The 17,457-nt window shown below is 69.7% G+C and carries 17 protein-coding genes; 12 read left to right on the forward strand and 5 right to left on the reverse strand.

All coding sequences use genetic code 11. The features are described from left to right. Window positions 1-17: 17 nt before the first annotated feature. Window positions 18-833, reverse strand: a complete 816-nt coding sequence (locus tag C7416_RS28080; RefSeq protein ID WP_111521899.1) for an IclR family transcriptional regulator — start codon at window positions 831-833, stop codon at window positions 18-20. Window positions 834-1,048: 215 nt separating this feature from the next. On the opposite strand from C7416_RS28080, the gene C7416_RS28085 reads away from it, so the two are divergent. From C7416_RS28085 to purT, 7 genes are all read left to right on the forward strand, one after another. Further along, entirely contained in the window at window positions 1,049-2,227 is a 1,179-nt protein-coding gene (locus C7416_RS28085) for a thiolase family protein (RefSeq protein ID WP_012352848.1), read from the forward strand. A gap of 44 nt (window positions 2,228-2,271) precedes the next feature. Next, complete coding sequence (locus C7416_RS28090) at window positions 2,272-3,036, forward strand: SDR family NAD(P)-dependent oxidoreductase (protein ID WP_111521900.1); 765 nt, start codon at window positions 2,272-2,274, stop codon at window positions 3,034-3,036. A gap of 26 nt (window positions 3,037-3,062) precedes the next feature. Then, window positions 3,063-3,827 (forward strand): crotonase/enoyl-CoA hydratase family protein, encoded by a 765-nt coding sequence (locus tag C7416_RS28095; RefSeq protein WP_111521901.1) that lies wholly within the window; start codon window positions 3,063-3,065, stop codon window positions 3,825-3,827. A gap of 89 nt (window positions 3,828-3,916) precedes the next feature. After that, window positions 3,917-4,942 (forward strand): Bug family tripartite tricarboxylate transporter substrate binding protein, encoded by a 1,026-nt coding sequence (locus C7416_RS28100; RefSeq protein WP_111521902.1) that lies wholly within the window; start codon window positions 3,917-3,919, stop codon window positions 4,940-4,942. 295 nt (window positions 4,943-5,237) lie between these two features. Next, entirely contained in the window at window positions 5,238-6,407 is a 1,170-nt protein-coding gene (locus C7416_RS28105) for an MFS transporter (protein WP_240988208.1), read from the forward strand. Between the two features lie 144 nt (window positions 6,408-6,551). Then, a complete protein-coding gene (locus C7416_RS28110; protein WP_111521904.1) occupies window positions 6,552-7,031 on the forward strand; it encodes a hypothetical protein in 480 nt (159 codons plus the stop codon). Between the two features lie 73 nt (window positions 7,032-7,104). Next, window positions 7,105-8,310, forward strand: coding sequence for a formate-dependent phosphoribosylglycinamide formyltransferase (purT, locus tag C7416_RS28115; RefSeq protein WP_111521905.1), 1,206 nt, complete (start codon window positions 7,105-7,107; stop codon window positions 8,308-8,310). A 23-nt stretch (window positions 8,311-8,333) separates the two neighbouring features. On the opposite strand, the gene C7416_RS28120 is transcribed toward purT, so the two are convergent. After that, window positions 8,334-9,662 (reverse strand): mechanosensitive ion channel family protein, encoded by a 1,329-nt coding sequence (locus C7416_RS28120; protein ID WP_111521906.1) that lies wholly within the window; start codon window positions 9,660-9,662, stop codon window positions 8,334-8,336. Window positions 9,663-9,743: 81 nt separating this feature from the next. Beyond that, complete coding sequence (locus tag C7416_RS28125) at window positions 9,744-10,061, reverse strand: DMT family transporter (protein ID WP_111521913.1); 318 nt, start codon at window positions 10,059-10,061, stop codon at window positions 9,744-9,746. Between the two features lie 122 nt (window positions 10,062-10,183). Here C7416_RS28125 and C7416_RS28130 point away from each other — a divergent pair, with 122 nt between their 5' ends. After that, a complete protein-coding gene (locus C7416_RS28130) occupies window positions 10,184-11,092 on the forward strand; it encodes a LysR family transcriptional regulator (protein WP_111521907.1) in 909 nt (302 codons plus the stop codon). Window positions 11,093-11,110: 18 nt separating this feature from the next. On the opposite strand, the gene C7416_RS28135 is transcribed toward C7416_RS28130, so the two are convergent. Beyond that, a complete protein-coding gene (locus tag C7416_RS28135) occupies window positions 11,111-12,322 on the reverse strand; it encodes an HD-GYP domain-containing protein (protein ID WP_111521908.1) in 1,212 nt (403 codons plus the stop codon). A gap of 225 nt (window positions 12,323-12,547) precedes the next feature. Between C7416_RS28135 and C7416_RS28140 the strand changes: the two genes are divergently transcribed. Together C7416_RS28140 and C7416_RS28145 are read left to right on the forward strand one after the other, a co-directional pair. After that, window positions 12,548-12,841 (forward strand): putative quinol monooxygenase, encoded by a 294-nt coding sequence (locus tag C7416_RS28140; protein WP_092318219.1) that lies wholly within the window; start codon window positions 12,548-12,550, stop codon window positions 12,839-12,841. Window positions 12,842-12,972: 131 nt separating this feature from the next. Beyond that, window positions 12,973-13,974 (forward strand): cysteine synthase A, encoded by a 1,002-nt coding sequence (locus C7416_RS28145; RefSeq protein WP_111521909.1) that lies wholly within the window; start codon window positions 12,973-12,975, stop codon window positions 13,972-13,974. A gap of 7 nt (window positions 13,975-13,981) precedes the next feature. On the opposite strand, the gene prpR is transcribed toward C7416_RS28145, so the two are convergent. Further along, the gene (gene prpR, locus C7416_RS28150; RefSeq protein ID WP_111521910.1) at window positions 13,982-15,955 is read right to left on the reverse strand and encodes a propionate catabolism operon regulatory protein PrpR; all 1,974 of its coding nucleotides are present in this window, start codon (window positions 15,953-15,955) and stop codon (window positions 13,982-13,984) included. Between the two features lie 280 nt (window positions 15,956-16,235). Between prpR and prpB the strand changes: the two genes are divergently transcribed. Both prpB and C7416_RS28160 read left to right on the forward strand, forming a co-directional pair. Next, entirely contained in the window at window positions 16,236-17,144 is a 909-nt protein-coding gene (prpB, locus tag C7416_RS28155; protein ID WP_111521911.1) for a methylisocitrate lyase, read from the forward strand. A gap of 98 nt (window positions 17,145-17,242) precedes the next feature. Continuing rightward, on the forward strand, window positions 17,243-17,457 hold a 215-nt coding region (locus tag C7416_RS28160), incomplete at its 3' end, for a citrate/2-methylcitrate synthase (RefSeq protein WP_305882097.1).

Here is a 17,457-nt window from a genome sequence, read left to right on the forward strand (position 1 = left end):
CGAACGCTGGCGTGGCCCTATCCCGCCACGCCCAGCGCGCCTTCGACATTGCGCACCAGGCTGACCAGGCGCGGGCCGATATCTTCCTCCAGCTGCTTGCTCTGCTGGCTGAACACCGGCACCGACGCGGCGAAGATCCACGCCTCGCCGTCGCGGCGCGTGCGCAGCGGCACGGCCACCGATTCCACCTCGCGGTGCAGGTCGCGATGGCCGCGGCAGAAGCCGTGCTCCTGCAGGTCGCGCGCGGCATCATCCAGGCGCGCCTGCAGCCAGTCGGCGCGCGCGGGATCGGTGGCGCGCAATTGGGCCAGGTAGGCCTCGCGCTCGGCCTGGTCCAGCCGCAGCAGGTAGGCACGCCCGGAGCCGGTGCGCGAGGCCGACACGCGCGTGCCCACCTCGGGCCGGAACACATGGCTGCCCACGCCCTGCGCGATCTCGACATAGGTCAGCGCATGGCCGCTGCCGACGATCAGCTCGACCTGCCCGGCGATATGGTCGGCCAGTTCCTGCATCGCCGGCCGCGCCAGCTGGCGGATGGTCATGCGCGCCAGCGCCGGCGCGGCCAGGTTGATCAGGCCGACGCCGGGCACATAGCGCGACAGCCGCTCCGAGTAATGCAGCAGGCCCAGCCCGCACAGCGTGTCGAGCAGCCGGAACAGGGTCGGCTTGGCCAGGCCGGTGCGCTCCATCAGTTCCCGGCTGCTCAGTTCCTGCACCGTCGGCGAGAAGCAGTTGAGGATCGAGACGCCGCGCGCCAGCGCGCTGACAAGGCGGGCCTCGCCGTCGACATCGGCGGATGGGGAAGCCACGAAGGCATGTGGAGCATTAGTCATCGCTGGGCCTGGATCTGGAGTTTTTTGATACTCGCGTCTCAAAACCCGGATGTTGCCCTTCGCCTTTTCGAAAGTCAAACCGAGCGTTTTGCGTTTACATGGCGGTTTTCCGACGCCAGAATCCCAATTCATCGTATCGGACGATCACTTTTCGATACAGACGTCTCAATATCCCCGCACGACTCGCAACGCTCAGCTTTTTCAGGAGACTCCGCATGCAACAAGCCGTCATCGTCGACGCCATCCGCAGCCCGATGGGCCGCTCCAAGCCGGGCTCGGCCTTTACCGAACTCCATGCCACCGAACTGCTGGCGCAGGTGCTCAAGGCGCTGGTCGAGCGCAACCGGCTGGACCCGGGACTGGTCGACGATGTCATCACCGGCTGCGTGACGCAGGCGGGCGAGCAGTCCGCCGGCCCCGGCCGGGTGGCGTGGTTGGCGGCCGGTTTCCCCGAGCACGTGCCGGCCACCACCATCGACCGCAAGTGCGGCTCGAGCCAGCAGGCGGTGCACTTTGCCGCGCAGGGCATCATGGCCGGCGCCTATGACATCGTCATCGCCTGCGGCATCGAGTCGATGAGCCGGGTGCCGATGGGCTCGGCGCGCATCGGCCAGAACCCGTATGGCCCGTCGATGGAGGCGCGCTACGCACCGGGCCTGGTGTCGCAGGGCGTGGCGGCCGAACTGGTCGCGGCGAAGTACGAGCTGTCGCGCGAGCAGATGGACAGCTACTCGGCGCGTTCGCACGAGCTGGCCGCCGCCGCGCGCGAAAGCGGCGCGTTCCGCCGCGAGATCGTCGGCATCAGCACGCCCAACGGCGTGGTCGAGCACGACGAGACCATCCGTCCCGGCACCTCGGTGGAGAAGCTGGGCACGCTGCAGGCGTCGTTCCGCAATGACGAGCTGAGCGCGCGCTTCCCGCAGATCGGCTGGAACGTGACCGCGGGCAATGCCTCGCAGATCAGCGACGGCGCCGCCGCGATGCTGCTGATGAGCGAAGCGATGGCGCAGCGCCTGGGTTTGAAGCCGCGCGCGCGCTTCGTCGCGTTCGACGTCTGCGGCGACGACCCGATCGCGATGCTGACCGCTCCCATTCCCGCCAGCCAGCGTGCCATCAAGAAGAGCGGCCTGAAGCTGGAGCAGATCGACCACTACGAAATCAACGAAGCCTTTGCCTGCGTGCCGCTGGCGTGGCAGCGCGCGCTCGGCGCCGACCCGGCCCGGCTGAACCCGCGCGGCGGCGCGATTGCGCTGGGCCATCCGCTGGGCGCCTCGGGCGTGCGGCTGATGACCACCATGCTGCATGCGCTGGAAGACAGCGGCCAGCGCTATGGCCTGCAGTCGATGTGCGAGGCCGGCGGTATGGCCAACGCCACCATCATCGAGCGCCTGTAAGCGGCGCCCTGCCCCATTCCCCCATCCCCATCAAGGAGACACCCATGAAACTGACCAATATGTCCGCCGTCGTCACCGGCGGCGCTTCCGGCCTGGGCCTGGCCTGCGTGCGGCGCCTGGTGGAACGCGGCGTCGACGTGGTCATCGCCGACCTGTCGGAAGAGCGCGGCAACGCCGTGGTCGACGAGTTCGGCGGCAAGGTCCGCTTCGTCAAGGCCGACGTGACCGACACCGAGCAGATGAACGCGGTCTACGACGCCGCCGAGGCCGTTGCCCCGCTGCGCGCGCTGATCCATTGCGCCGGCCTGGGCGGCCCGGTGCGCGTGGTCGAGAAGGACGGCTCGCCGGGCTCGCTGGAAAAGTACGAGTCGATCGTGCGCATCAACCTGATCGGCACCTTCAACGCGCTGCGCCTCGGTGCCGCGCGCATGGCGAAGAACGAGCTGGTCGACGGCGAACGCGGCGCCTGCGTGCTGACCGCATCGGTGGCGGCCTACGAAGGCCAGATCGGCCAGATTCCCTATGCCTCGGCCAAGGCCGGCATCGTCGGCATGACGCTGGTGGCCGCACGCGACCTGGCGCAGCGCGCGATCCGCGTCTGCACCATCGCGCCGGGGCTGTTCGACACCCCGCTGCTGGCCAAGCTGCCAGAGAACGTGCGCGCCTCGCTCGGCGCCATGGTGCCGCACCCGGCGCGCCTGGGCGCGCCCGACGAATACGCCTCGACCGCGCTGCATATCCTCGAGAACCCCATGCTCAACGGCGAGACCATCCGCCTGGACGGCGCCATCCGCATGGCACCGCGCTGAACCGGCCGACCAGACAGGAGACATTGATGAGCGATACGCTGTTGAAGGAAATCCGCGGCAACGTGATGGTGCTGACCATCAAGCGCCCCGAGGCCCGCAATGCGATGGACTTCGAGACCGCCACGGCGATTGCCGCCGCGCTGGATGAACTCGATGCGCGCGCTGACCTGAGCCTGGCGGTGCTGACCGGTGCCGGCGGCACCTTCTGCTCCGGCATGGACCTGAAGGGCTTCCTGGCCGGCAAGCGCCCGAGCATCCCCGGCCGCGGCTTCGGCGGCGTGACCGAGCAGCCGCCGCGCAAGGTGCTGATTGCCGCGGTCGAGGGCTATGCGCTCGCCGGTGGCTTCGAGCTGGTGCTGGCATGCGACCTGGTGGTGGCCTCGCGCGCGGCCAAGTTCGGCCTGCCCGAGGTCAAGCGCGGCCTGGCCGCCGCCGCCGGTGGCCTGATCCGCCTGCCGCGCCGCGTGCCGTATCACGTGGCGATGGAATACGCGCTGACCGGCGACATGCTGCCGGCCGAGCGCGCCTACGAGCTGGGCCTGGTCAACCGCCTGACCGATGCCGGCGGCGCGCTCGACGCCGCGCTGCAGCTGGCCGACGCGGTCGGCGCCAACGGGCCGCTGGCCATTGCCGCCAGCAAGCAGGTGGTGGCGCAGTCCGGCGACTGGTCCCGCGAGGAAATGTTCGTGAAGCAGAAGCCGCTGATCGACCACGTCTTTACTTCCGCCGACGCGCGCGAGGGCGCCGCCGCCTTCGCCGAGAAGCGCAAGCCGGTGTGGACGGGCAAGTGACAACGTCCGCCCCGACCTGAGAACGGCCGGCCGCAAGCCGGCCGTTCTTGCCTTGCCAAGCAGCCCATAAACATACGTGGAGGAGACCCATGACACCCAAGCTGCCCGCATCGCTGTTCCCGTCGCTGTTCCCGTCGCTGGCCCATCGCAGCGCAGCACTGCTGCTGGCCACTGCCGCGGCGCTGCCCGGCATGGCCCCCGCGGCCGCGCAAGCCGCCGCCTGGCCCGAGCGGCCCATCACCATCATCGTGCCGGGCGCGCCCGGCGGCACCACCGATATCCCGACGCGGCTGGTGGCGCAGAAGCTGTCGGCCATCCTAGGCCAGCCGGTGGTGGTCGACAACAAGCCCGGCAGCGGCGGCATCATCGGCACGCAGGCCTTCATGCGCGCCGCGCCGGACGGCTACACGCTGCTGGTCGGCAATACCGGCTCGCACGCCATCAACTACAGCGCCTACAAGCAGTTGTCTTACCAGCCGCAGGATTTCCTGCCGCTGACCGACCTGATCTCGTTCGCCAACGTGCTGGTGGTCGGCGCGCAGGCACCGGTGCGCAGCGTGGCCGAGCTGGTGGCGCAGCTCAAGCAGTCGCCGGGCAAGTACTCCTATGCCTCGGCCGGCATCGGCCAGACCACCCACCTGACCGCCGAACTGTTCCGGCTGCGCACCGGCACCGAGGTCATCCACGTGCCGTACAAGGGCTCGACGCCGGCCACCACCTCGGTGCTGGCGGGCGAAACCACCTTCATGTTCGACAACCTGACGCAGGCGCTGCCGCAGATCCGCGCCGGCAAGCTGCGCGCGCTGGCGGTGACCAGCGCCGAGCGCCTGCCCGCGCTGCCCGACGTGCCCACCATGGCGCAGGCCGGCGTCAAGGATTTCGTGGTGATGGGCTGGCTGGGCTTCTTCGCCCCGGCCAAGACCCCGCCGGCGGTGGCCGCGGCGCTGCAGGAGGCGCTGGCCAAGGCCATGCGCGATCCCGAGGTGGTGGCGCGCTTGCGCGACATGGGCGGCGTAGCCGGCGGCGAGCCGCAGCCGAAGTTCGCCGCGCTGGTGCGCGGCGAGATCCAGCGCTGGGGCGAAACCATCCGGGCATCGAAGGTCAGCCTGGACTGACCCCGCAGGCGCTTTGCCGGGCCGCCTTTGCCAAATCAGAAGGCGACCCGGCCCAAAGCCAAATTGACACGGCCCGGCGCCGCGTCATACCCTCGCCTTACCCTGCGGTATATTCAGTGCCCGCTTAAATTGCAGACATTGCAGACATGGAAGGCGCCCGGGGCCCACAACGATAACGATAACCCCCGCGACGAGACCTGCCGTGCCCCGCTCCCCCGCACCCTCCCCGTCTTCCTCCCCTTCCCGCTTCGAGGGCCTGCGCCCGGCGCTGCCGATCCTGCTAGGCGCTTCGGTGATGCTGAGCCTGGCCATGGGCCTGCGCCAGAGCCTGGGCATCTTCATGCCGCCGCTGACGCGCGACATCGGCATCTCGGTGTCGGATTTCACCGTCGCCATCGCCGTGCAGAACCTGGCGTGGGGCCTGCTGCAGCCGCTCGCCGGCGCCTGGGCCACGCGCATCGGCTTCCGGCCGCTGATGATGGCGGGCTCGCTGCTGTACGTGATCGGGCTGGTGCTGCTGGCGACCGCGCACAGCATGGTCGGCGTCACGCTCGGCGCCGGCGTGGCCATCGGCGCGTCGATGGCCTGCACCGGCAGCGCGCTGGCGATGGCGGTGGCGGCGCGGCCGGTGCCGGCGGCGCTGCGCAGCACGGTGCTGGGGCTGGTGTCGGGCGCGGGCTCGCTGGGCGCGCTGCTGGCGGCGCCGATCGGGCAGATGGTGACGCAGGCCTATGGCTGGCGCACGGGGCTGGCGGCGTTCGTGCTGCTGGCGCTGGTGATGCTGCCGGCGGCGTGGTCGGCCGGGCGCGTCGACCGGCTGCCGCTGGCAACGCCGGCGGGCATCGGCCAGGACAACGCGCACCAGGCGCTGGGCACCGCGCTGCGCCATGCACCGTTCGTGGTGATGGCGCTGGCCTACTTTGTCTGCGGCATGCAGCTGGTGTTCCTGACCACGCACCTGCCGTCGTATCTGGACGTGTGCGGCATGGACCCGATGCTCAGCGCCGAGGCGCTGGGCGTGATTGGCGGCTTCAACGTGCTGGGCAGCATCTTCTTCGGCTGGGCCGGCGGCCGCTACAACAAGCTGATGCTGCTCGGCGGCATCTATACGCTGCGGTCGCTGGCGCTGACGTGGTATTTCTCGTCGGCACCGACGCCGCAGAGCACGCTGGTGTTCGCCGCGGTGATGGGCTTCCTGTGGCTCGGGGTGGCGCCGCTGGTGTCGGGCTGGATCGCCGAGACCTTCGGCCTGCGCTGGCAGGCGATGCTGGGCGGCGTGGCCTTCTTCAGCCACCAGATCGGCAGCTTTGTCGGCGCCTTCGGCGGCGGGCTGGTCTATGACGCGCTCGGCTCCTATACCGTGGCCTGGCAGGCCGGCGTCGCGCTGGGGCTGGCGGCGGGGCTCGCGCAGATCGCTTTCGCGGTGGTGACGCGGCCGCGCCCGCCGTTGATGGCGACGTCCTGAGCGCGGCGGCGGTAAGAACGGGCGCGCATTGTAAATCTGGCGTCACGCGACGGTGCGCACAGGCCGGTACGACGCGGGGGCGCCGCTGGAACGGTTCCTGCCTGTCTGCGCAGAGACGCAACGCCCAGACCCAAGGAGGCCCCCATGACCTCGACCGAACAGGAAATCCTGGTGTGCGGCCCGGAAGACGGCCGCTGGCATCTGGAAATGCGCACCGGCAAGGGAGCGCCGGAGCGGCTCGACGGCGAGTTCGACTCGCCCGAGATGGCGATCGCCGGCGCCCAGCAGGTCTATCCGTCGATTCCGGTACGCGTGACCGATATCTCGGGCGCGCCGGCCCCGTCGGCGCCCGCGCATGAAGGCTCGCTGACCGACTACCACTACGGCGGCCACAGCGTGACCCGCGACGAGAAGCTCACCGGCCGCGCGCATCCGTCCAGCGACACCTCGCAGCCGCCGCCGGGCCCGCATCCCTACCAGCCCACCGATCTCGGCAACCTGCCGCCGGGCACGCCCCGCCACGGCATGTACGGCGTCGCGTCGAGCCCGGCCGAGGCCGAGGCGGCCGACCGCAGGGACCAGGCGGCGCGGCGCCCCACCGGCTCGCGCGACGCCGAAGACTAGGGCCGGCGGCGCCAGCGCGAGCGACAGCACGTATACAATCGCGGTTTTCCCTGCGCCTCGCTGCCCTGCCGCCATGACCACCCTCGGAACGCCCCTTTCCCCCTCCGCCACCAAAGTGATGCTGCTCGGCTCCGGCGAGCTCGGCAAGGAGGTGCTGATCGCGCTGCAGCGCCTGGGCGTCGAGACCATCGCCGTCGACCGCTATGACAACGCACCCGGCCAGCAGGTGGCGCACCACGCGCGCACCATCAGGATGAGCGACCCGGACGAGCTCAAGGCACTGATCGAAGCCGAGAAGCCGCACCTGGTGGTGCCCGAAATCGAGGCCATCGCCACGCCCATGCTGGAAACGCTGGAAGCCGCCGGCACCGTGCGCGTGATTCCGACCGCGCGCGCCGCGCGCCTGACCATGGACCGCGAAGGCATCCGCCGGCTCGCCGCCGAGTCGCTCGGGCTGCCGACCAGTCCCTACAAGTTCTGCGATTCGCTCGCGGAGCTGCAGGCCGCCATCGACGGCGGCATCGGCTACCCGTGCGTGGTCAAGCCGGTGATGAGCAGCTCCGGCAAGGGCCAGAGCAAGATCGACGGGCCCGAAGGCGTCAAGGCGGCGTGGGACTACGCCATGGCCGGCGGCCGCGTCAGCCACGGCCGCGTGATCGTCGAGGGCTTTATCGATTTCGACTACGAGATCACGCTGCTGACGGTACGCGCGGTAGGCGCCAGCGGCCAGGTGGAAACGCAGTTCTGCGCACCGATCGGCCACGTGCAGGTCAGCGGCGATTACGTCGAAAGCTGGCAGCCGCAGCCGATGCATCCGGCCGCGCTCGCCAGTGCCCAGCGCATCGCGCAGGCGGTCACCGCCGACCTGGGCGGCATGGGCCTGTTCGGCGTCGAGTTGTTCGTCAAGGGCGAGCAGGTCTGGTTCAGCGAGGTAAGCCCGCGCCCGCACGATACCGGCATGGTCACCATGGCCACGCAATGGCAGAACGAGTTCGAGCTGCATGCGCGCGCCATCCTGGGCCTGCCGGTCGACACCACGCTGCGCAGCCCCGGCGCCAGCGCCGTGATCTACGGCGGCGTCGAGGCGCAGGGTGTGGTCTTCGACGGCGTCGACCAGGCCCTGCGCGTGCCGCAGACCGAGGTGCGGCTGTTCGGCAAGCCGGAGAGCTTCGCCCGCCGCCGCATGGGCGTGGCGCTGGCCTATGCCGACGATGTCGACACCGCGCGCACGCGCGCCAAGGAAGCCGCCAGCCGCGTGCGCCCGCGCGCGGTGGGCTAAGCCGCGGCTTACTACATCCCCAGCTACATCGGATGGCTGCCCGCGGCGGCGCCGTGGGCCGGGGCATGCTGCACCACCTGCGCGGCCGCCACCTGCGCCGCGGCCAGCACCGGCGCAATGCGCACGCCGTTCAGGTCGGCGCCGGACGGCGCCTGGTACAGCCGCAGTCCCAGCTCCGGCAGGATCGCCAGCAGGTGGTCGAACACGTCGCCCTGGATGCGCTCGTAGTCCATCCACGCGGTGAGCGCGGTGAAGCAGTAGATCTCGACCGGGATGCCCTGCGAATCCGGCTCCATCATGCGCACGTTCAGCAGCAGGTCGTGGTGGATCTCGGGGTGCGCCTTCAGGTAGGCGATGCCATAGGCGCGGAAGGTGCCGATATTGGTCAGCCGGCGCCGGTTGACCGGGTCGTTGCCGGCGGCGATCAGCAGCCGGTTGGCCTCGTCGACCTCGCGCTGCTTTTCTTCGAGATAGTCGTGCAGCAGGCGGAAGCGCATCAGCGCGTGGACTTCGCGGTCTTCCAGGAAGCGCACGCTGCCGGCATCCAGCCGCAAGGTGCGCTTGATCCGGCGCGCACCGGACTCGAACATCTGGCGGTAGTTGCGATAGCTCTCCGAGAACAGCTTGTAGGTCGGCACCGTGGTCACGGTGTTGTCCCAGTTCTGCACCTTGACCGTATGCAGCGCGATATCCTTGACGTAGCCGTCGGCGTTGCACTGGGGCATTTCGATCCAGTCGCCGATGCGCAGCATGTCGTTGGAGGTCAGCTGCGTGCTCGCCACCAGCGACAGCAGCGTGTCCTTGAACACCAGCAGCAGCACCGCCGACAACGCGCCCAGGCCGGACAGCATCCACAGTGGCGAGCGGTTGATCAGGATCGACAGCACCAGCACCGCGCACACCAGTCCCAGCCCCAGCCGGCCCACCTGGATATAGCCCTTGATCGAGCGCGTCTGCGCCCGGCGGCTGCTGGCGTACACGTCCTGCCAGGCGCCCAGCACCCCGCCCAGCATCAGGAAGAAGCACACCCACAGGCTGGCGTGCGCGAGGCGCTCGATCGCCAGCGCATAGCGGCCCATGTGCGGCACTTCGCCAATGCCGACGGTGATCACGGCAAAGCCCACCGCGTAGCCAAAACGCCGGTAGGCGCGATGGCGCGTCAGCGCCGTGCTCCACGGCGTCTTGCCCCACACCTTCAGCAGCCGGTGGGCGATGCGCGACATCACATGGCCGAACAGCCATTGCGCCAGCGCGGCGATCAGGCATAGCGCGACCAGGTACAGCGCGATCTGCGCCCACGGGTGGGCGGGAATACGTTGCTGGAACAGCTCCAGCAGGGCATCGAAATTCATGGCGGGGCGACTCTGGCCTTTGACTAGGCCAGATAGTGTACCGAACGCGCCCGCCTCCCCTGCATGCCGTGCGGATGCGGGCTAGGCCGGCAGCAGCTTGAGCCCGCCGATGCCGACGAAGATCAGCCCGATCAGCATCAGCCGCAGCGGCGACGCGCTCTCGCCCAGGAACAGGATGCCGATCAGCGTCACGCCGATCGCGCCGATCCCCGTCCAGATCGCATAGGCCGTCCCCACCGGCAGGTGCCGCAAGGCGGCGCTGAGCAGGTAGATGCTGGCCAGCGCGGCGCCGATGCCCAGCGCCGTCGGGCCCAGGCGGGTCCAGCCGTCGGTATGTTTCAGCGCCAGCGCCATCACGATCTCGATCAGCCCCGCCAGCACCAGCAGCGTCCACGCCATCGCCATGTCTTTCCTCCCTTGGCCCGGTGCGCGCCGGCACCCATTGCCGGACACGCCCAGCCACTGTAGGCTGTGCGGATCCGCACGGGAACTGGCCAATCTTGCAAAAGGATTATGCAAACATGCAGGAAGCAGACTGGGACGACCTGAAGTACTTCCTCGCCGTGGGCCAGTCCGGCTCGCTGGCCGGTGCCGCGCGCGCCCTGCACGTCAACCATTCCACCGTGCTGCGCCGGCTGGCGCGGCTGGAAGACGCCCTCGGCACGCTGCTGTTCGAGCGCCATGCCACCGGCTACGCCATGACCCCCGCGGGCGAAGCGCTGGCGCAACGGCTGGCCGGCGTGGGTGAACAGATCGATGCGGCGCAGCGCCAGTTGTCCGGCCTCGACCGCCAGCTGAGCGGCCCGTTGCGCGTGACCACCACCGACACCCTGCTCGGCGCGCTGCTGATGCCGCTGTTTGCCGAATTCCGCGCGCAGCATCCGCGCATCCAGCTGCAGCTGGTCGTCAACAACAGCTTCCTCAGCCTGAGCCGGCGCGAGGCCGACGTGGCGATCCGCCCGGCCAACACGCCGCCGGAATACCTGGTGGGCCGCCGCATCGGCCGGCTGCAAACGGCGCCATACTCGGCGCACAGCTACCTGCAGCAGCTCGGCCTGCCGGCCGTGGCAGACAGCCCCGCGCTGGCGGACTGGCCAGGCTATGACTGGGTCGTGCCGGACGAAGCCCTGTCGCACCTGGCACAGGCACGCTGGATCCGCGAGCACGTGCCGGAGCCGCGCCGCGCGGTCAGCGCCGACAGCCTGGTGGCGATGGCGGACGCGGTCCGGCATGGCATGGGCGCCGGCATGCTGCTGTGCCTGCTGGCCGGCGACGATCCTGCGCTGGTGCGGCTGGCGCCGCCCGATGCCGCCATGGACACCGACCTGTGGGTGCTGACCCACCCCGACCTGCGGCACAGCGCGCGCGTGCGGGTGCTGGGGGATTTCCTGCATGAGCGGCTCAGGCAAGGCAAGTGGCTGGCGGGATGACGCAACGGCGCGGCGCGCTCACGCCGCCGGCGCATACATCTCCAGCAACTGCTCATCCGTAAAGCCCCACTCCGCCGCGTTCTCGAACGCCACCACGGTTTCGTCGCCATGGCGCAGGTCGATCAGCTCGGTCGGCACCGGCCGCGACTGCGACACCGAGTAGAACGCCATCACCTTGGGCCGCAGCGGGTCGGCGTCATGCTGCGCGCACACCACCGCCAGCCGGTTCGAGCGCAGCCGCAGCACGGTGCCGAGCGGGTAGATGCCGACGGTGCGCGAGAAGGCCTTGAACACGCGCCGGTCGAACAGCGTGTCGACGCGCACCGCCATGTATTCCATGGCGCGGGCTGGCGACCATGGCTGGTGCCCGGGATGGCTGGCGGTCAGCGTATCGTAGGTATCGCAGATCGCGCCGATCCGGGCGTGCACGCTCAGTTCGTGCCCGACCAGGCCAAACGGGAAGCCGCGGCCGTCGACGCGCTCATGGTGGTGGACGCAGACATCGAGCGGGATATTGGAATAGAGCCGGGCTTCGTTGAGGATGCGGTAGCCGGCGGAGGGATGGCGGCGGTAGGCCTCCTCCTGCTCGGGCGTGCGCTCGCCGGCGCGGAGGGTGGCGGCGCCGGGCACGGTCAGCTTGCCGATGTCATGCACCAGGCCGGCCAGGCCCAGCTCGCGCACCTCGTCGTCGGGCAGGCCCAGGGTGCGGCCGACCGCGATCATCAGCGCGCAGACCGCGAACGCATGCAGGTAGTTGTCGTCGCCGCGCGCCTTGAGCCGCGCCAGCGCCAGCAGCGCCTGCCCGTGGCGCGACAGCGAGCGCGAGGCCGCGTCGACCAGCAGCAGCGCGCCGCTGACCTCCAGCGCCCGCCCCATGCGCACGTCGGCAAACATCGAGCCGATCACGGCCTTGCCGGACTGCAGCAGTTCGCGCGCATGCACGATCTCGGCTTCGAGCGTGGTGGCCGGCGCTGCGTCAGCCTGGCCACCGGCAATGGGCGCAGGCCGGGCCGGGGCTGCCTCGGCCGCCTCCTCCGGCGCCGGCAGGTTGCGGCCCTTCAGGATATCGATCCAGATTTCGCGCACGCCCGCCGACTGGATCTGCCGTACCTGCTCCTCGCTGGCGACCAGGAAGCGCGCGCGCCAGAACGGATGGTTGATCCAGGGCCCGCCCAGCCTGGCGACGAACATCCCGACCTGCAATTGCTCCGACCCAATGCGTCTCAGCATGCGCCAACCTCTCGGATGATGGTTTTCTTGTTGTCGTTCCGGCTATCGGCACGGGCGGGCATAACTTGAGGGCCGGCCACGGCCCAGGAACCGCGACGCGCACCCTTGTCAAGCGCCGGCCGAATGCCCGGACGGCGCCGTCGGGCATTGCCGGCGCGGCCATGGCCGCCGCTACAATGGCTGGCCCAGTGCTCACAGACGCCAGCCAGTCGCCCCCGTTCACCCATGTCCGGAACGTACACGCTAGTCGGCATCGCCCGTGCCAAGACCCACCGCCGCGACGCGCTGGTCTCCCAGCTCACCGCGCTGCGCTCGCGCGGGCTGACCGAGCCCGGCTGCCTGGACTACCACGTCGGGCAGGATGCCGAGGACGCGCGGGTGTTCGTCATTTACATGGTCTGGGACTCCAAGCGCGCGCTCGAATCGCACCTGAACCGCCCGTATATGCGCGATTTCCACGCCGCGCGCGCCGATTTCGTCGAAGGCGACTTCAGCTTCCGCTGGCTCAACGCCGCCTGAGCCCGCTGGTTCGAGGCCAGCCCCGGCGCAAGGCGCCATCCGGTCACTTCCCGCCCTGCCCGCTTGTCATTGCCGCCGCACCGATCTATCACTCAAGGTGACGCCCGCCACGGGCGCGGCAGGAGGGCACCATGGAAGTCAGGGATGGATTTGCCGGCACCATCGGCCACACGCCGCTGATCCGGCTGGCCGGCCTGAGCGCCGACACCGGCTGCGACATCTACGGCAAGGCGGAATTCCTCAATCCCGGCGGCTCGGTCAAGGACCGCGCGGCGCTCTACATCATCCGCGACGCCGAGCGGCGCGGGCTGCTGAAGCCGGGCGGCACGGTGATCGAAGGGACCGCGGGCAATACCGGCATCGGCCTGGCGCACCTGTGCGCGGCGCGCGGCTACCGCTGCATCGTGGTGATCCCCGACACGCAATCCCCGGAAAAGATGGAGCGGCTGCGCATGCTGGGCGCCGAGGTGCGCGCGGTACCGGCCAAGCCCTATGCCGATCCCGACAACTACCAGAAGATCGCCGGCCGGCTCGCCGACGAAACCGACAATGCGATCTGGGCCAACCAGTTCGACAACCTCGCCAACCGCCAGGCCCACTACGAGACCACCGGTCCCGAGATCTGGCAGGCCACCGCCGGCCATATCGACGCCTTCACCTGCGCCACCGGCACCGGGGGCTCGCTGGCGGGCATCGCGCGCTGCCTGAAGGAACACAAACCGGGCGTGCGCATCGTGCTGGCCGACCCGCACGGCAGCGGCCTGTACCACTTCGTCAAGCACCGCGAGGTCAAGGCCGAAGGCAGCTCGATCACCGAAGGCATCGGCTCCAGCCGCGTCACCGCCAACCTGCAGGACACGCCGATCGACGATGCCGTGCGGATCGACGACCAGACCTGCGTCGACATGGTCTACCGGCTGCTGCGCGAGGAAGGGCTGTTCGTGGGCGGCTCATCCGGCATCAACGTCGGCGCCGCGGTGGCGCTGGCGCGCGAGATGGGGCCGGGCCACACCATCGTGACGCTGCTGTGCGACCGTGGCGACCTGTATATGGGGCGGCTGTTCAATGAAGCATGGCTGCAGGGCAAGGGGCTGCAGCCGATTCCGTTCCGCCGGGCCAGCCCCGCAGGGTAACGTCCAGCTAGGCCGCCTTCAGCCTACGCCACAGCGTGGTCGGGCTGATGCCGAGGATATGGCAGGCGGCGGTCCGGTCGCCGCCGCACTCTTCCAGCACGCGCCGGATATGGTCGACCTCGCTGGATTGCTTGACGCGCGCCAGCGAGCGGCGCGCCCGCGCGGCCGGCGCCGCCGCTGCGGCTTCGGCTGCGGGCGCGGGCGCCGTGGCCAGCGCGGCCTCGCCGAACAGCTCGGGCGCGGCAGCCTGCAGTTCGCGCTGCAGGGCCTCGCCCTCGAGCCGGCGGCCGGCCACCAGCACCGCGATGCGCTCGGTCACGTTTTCCAGCTCGCGGATATTGCCCGGCCAGCGGTAGCGCGCCAGCCGCGCGCGCGCCGCCGCGGGCAGGCGCTGCGGGCGTTCCAGCCCGAGCCGGTCCTGCGCGCGGCGGTACAGCAGCTCGGCCAGCTCCGGCAGGTCTTCGGCGCGCTCGCGCAGCGGCGGCATGGCGATGCGCAGGATGTTGAGGCGGTAATACAGGTCCTGGCGGAAGCTGCCGTCGCGCACCATCGCCGCCAGGTCGCGATGGGTGGCGGCGATCACGCGCACGTTCACCGGCACCGCGTCGAGTCCGCCGATCGGCAGCACCTGCTTTTCCTGCAGCACGCGCAGCAAGCGCGTCTGCAGCGCGGGCGGCATGTCGCCGACCTCGTCGAGAAACAGCGTGCCGTTGTGGGCCGACTCGAACAGGCCGGCCTTGCCGCCGCGGCGCGCGCCGGTGAAGGCGCCCTCTTCATAGCCGAACAGCTCGCTTTCCAGCAGCGCCTCGGGGAAGGCGGCGCAGTTGACCGCGACGAACGGGAACGCGCGGCGCGGGCTGGCATCGTGCATGCCTTGCGCCAGCACCTCCTTGCCGGTGCCGCTCTCGCCGCCGATCAGCACGGTCGAGTCCACCACGGCGTAGCGCCGCGCCAGCTCGCGCAGCGCCGTCATCGCCGCCGAGGTGCCGGCCAGGTCGTCGAGGCTGTAGCGCACCGCCGCCGGCCGCGCGCGGCTGCGCGAGCGCAGGTTGCGGTCGACGCGCTGGATCGCGCTGGCGTCCTGGATGGTCAGCACCGCGCCGGTGGTGCCGGCCTCGCCCAGGATCGGGATGCGGTTGACCACCACCATCTTGTCGCCCAGCTTGTGGATCGCCTCGAGTTCCTTGTCGCCGGTCTGCATCACGCCTTCCAGCGCCAGGCTGGGTGCCAGCGTCTGCAGCTTGCGCCCCACCGCGGCGGCGGCCGAGGTGCCGAGGAAGCGCTCCATCGCCGGGTTGAACGACTGGATCCGCCCCTGCGCATCGACCGCCGCCACGCCCTCGTTCAGGTGCGCCAGGATGGTGTTGACGTAGTCGCGCCGGGTGGCCTCGATGCGGCGCAGGCGCGCGGCCTCGATCGCGTCTTCGAGCGCCATGCGCACCGAGTTGCCGGAGTACAGGAACACGCCGGTCAGGCCATAGCGGTCGGCCAGGTCGGTCACCAGGCCCGGGCCCACCACCACCTGGATGCCCTCCTGCTTGAGCGCCTTCACGCGCGCCACGGCGTCGTCCTCGGTCAGGTAGGTATAGGCCGGCACCGACAGCGAAAACGCGCGCACGAATTCATCGACCTCGGCATAGGTTGCCGCGTGCGTGACCAGCGCCACCCGCGGCGAGATCCGCCGCGCCGTCGCCAGCGCGCTCATCACGTCGAAGCCCGTGACCTTGACCAGCACCACCGGCACGTCGACATGCTGGCGCAGGTAGGCGCCGTTGGAGCCGCCGGCGACGACCACGTCGAGCCGGCCCTCGCGCACCTCGCGCGACACCGCGCTGGCGGCGGCCTCGAAACCCTTGCCGACGATGCGGAATTCGGCACGGTCGGCATAGGCCGGGATCAGGTCGGCGAAGGCGCGCGCGAGGCGGCTGATGCCGATTGCCCAGATGCGCGGGCGGCCTTGCGTGGAAACGGGCGGAGCCATGATGCGGTGCGGAAGGAAAGTCGGATGAAAAGCGGCAGGAACGGGCGTACAGTGCTGTCACATTGTCCGCTACGCGGCCCGGGATTTCAACTTTGAATTCCAAAACACAGGGTTTGGATTTCAAAAGTGCGTAAATCCCGGCATGGAACCCACGGCGAAACCCGACGCCCTGCCCGCCAGCCCAACAACGACAAGGGATTACGGGGTTTCCGGCCGCTTTCGCAAAGCCTGGCACATCCCTTGCAGTATCGGGCTTGTCCTGTTCACCAACGCATACGCCATGACCTACTCCGCTTCCGACCTCGCGCGCTCCGCCGGCGCCCGTTTCCGCCAGGCGCTGGCCGACGAACATCCGCTGCAGGTGGTTGGCGCCATCAACGCCAACCATGCGCTGCTGGCCAAGCGCGCGGGTTACCGCGCCATCTACCTGTCGGGCGGCGGCGTCGCGGCCGGCTCGCTGGGCCTGCCGGACCTAGGCATCTCGAACCTGGACGACGTGCTGACCGACATCCGCCGCATTACCGACGTGTGCGACACGCCGCTGCTGGTCGACGTCGACACCGGCTTCGGCGCCTCGGCCTTCAACGTGGCCCGCACCACCAAGTCGCTGATCAAGTTCGGCGCCGCGGCCATGCATATCGAGGACCAGGTCGGCGCGAAGCGCTGCGGCCACCGCCCCAACAAGGAAATCGTCACCCAGGGTGAAATGGTCGACCGCATCAAGGCCGCGGTCGACGCCCGCACCGACGACAACTTCGTCATCATGGCCCGCACCGACGCGCTCGCCGTCGAAGGCCTGGACAAGGCGATCGAGCGCGCGGTGGCGTGCGTCGAAGCCGGCGCCGACGCTATCTTCCCGGAGGCCATGACCGACCTTGCCATGTACCGCAAGTTCGTCGACGCGGTGAAGGTGCCGGTGCTGGCCAACATCACCGAGTTCGGCGCCACGCCGCTGTTCACCACCGAGGAACTGGGCGGCGCCGGCGTGTCGATGGTGCTGTACCCGCTGTCGGCCTTCCGCGCCATGAACAAGGCCGCGGAAAACGTCTATGCGGCGATCCGCCGCGACGGCACGCAGAAGAACGTGGTCGATACCATGCAGACCCGCGCCGAGCTCTACGAGAGCATCGGCTACCATGACTTCGAGCAGAAGCTCGACGCCCTGTTCGCGCAAGGCAAGGGCAAGTAAGCGACCAGACTCAGCGCGGCCGGGCCGGGGATTGCCCCTCCCGGCCGCTTGCACGACCACAGACAGGCAACACCAGGCATCACATCAAGGAGACCCAGATGTCCGAAGCGCAACCGCTCGTCACTCCCAAGCCCAAGAAATCCGTCGCGCTGTCGGGCGTGACCGCCGGCAACACCGCGCTGTGCACCGTCGGCCGCACCGGCAACGACCTGCACTACCGCGGCTACGACATCCTCGATATCGCCGAGACCTGCGAGTTCGAGGAAATCGCCCACCTGCTGGTGCACGGCAAGCTGCCGACCAAATCCGAGCT

The sequence above is a fragment of the Cupriavidus phytorum genome (assembly GCF_003254285.1).
In the GTDB taxonomy this organism is placed as follows: domain Bacteria; phylum Pseudomonadota; class Gammaproteobacteria; order Burkholderiales; family Burkholderiaceae; genus Cupriavidus; species Cupriavidus phytorum.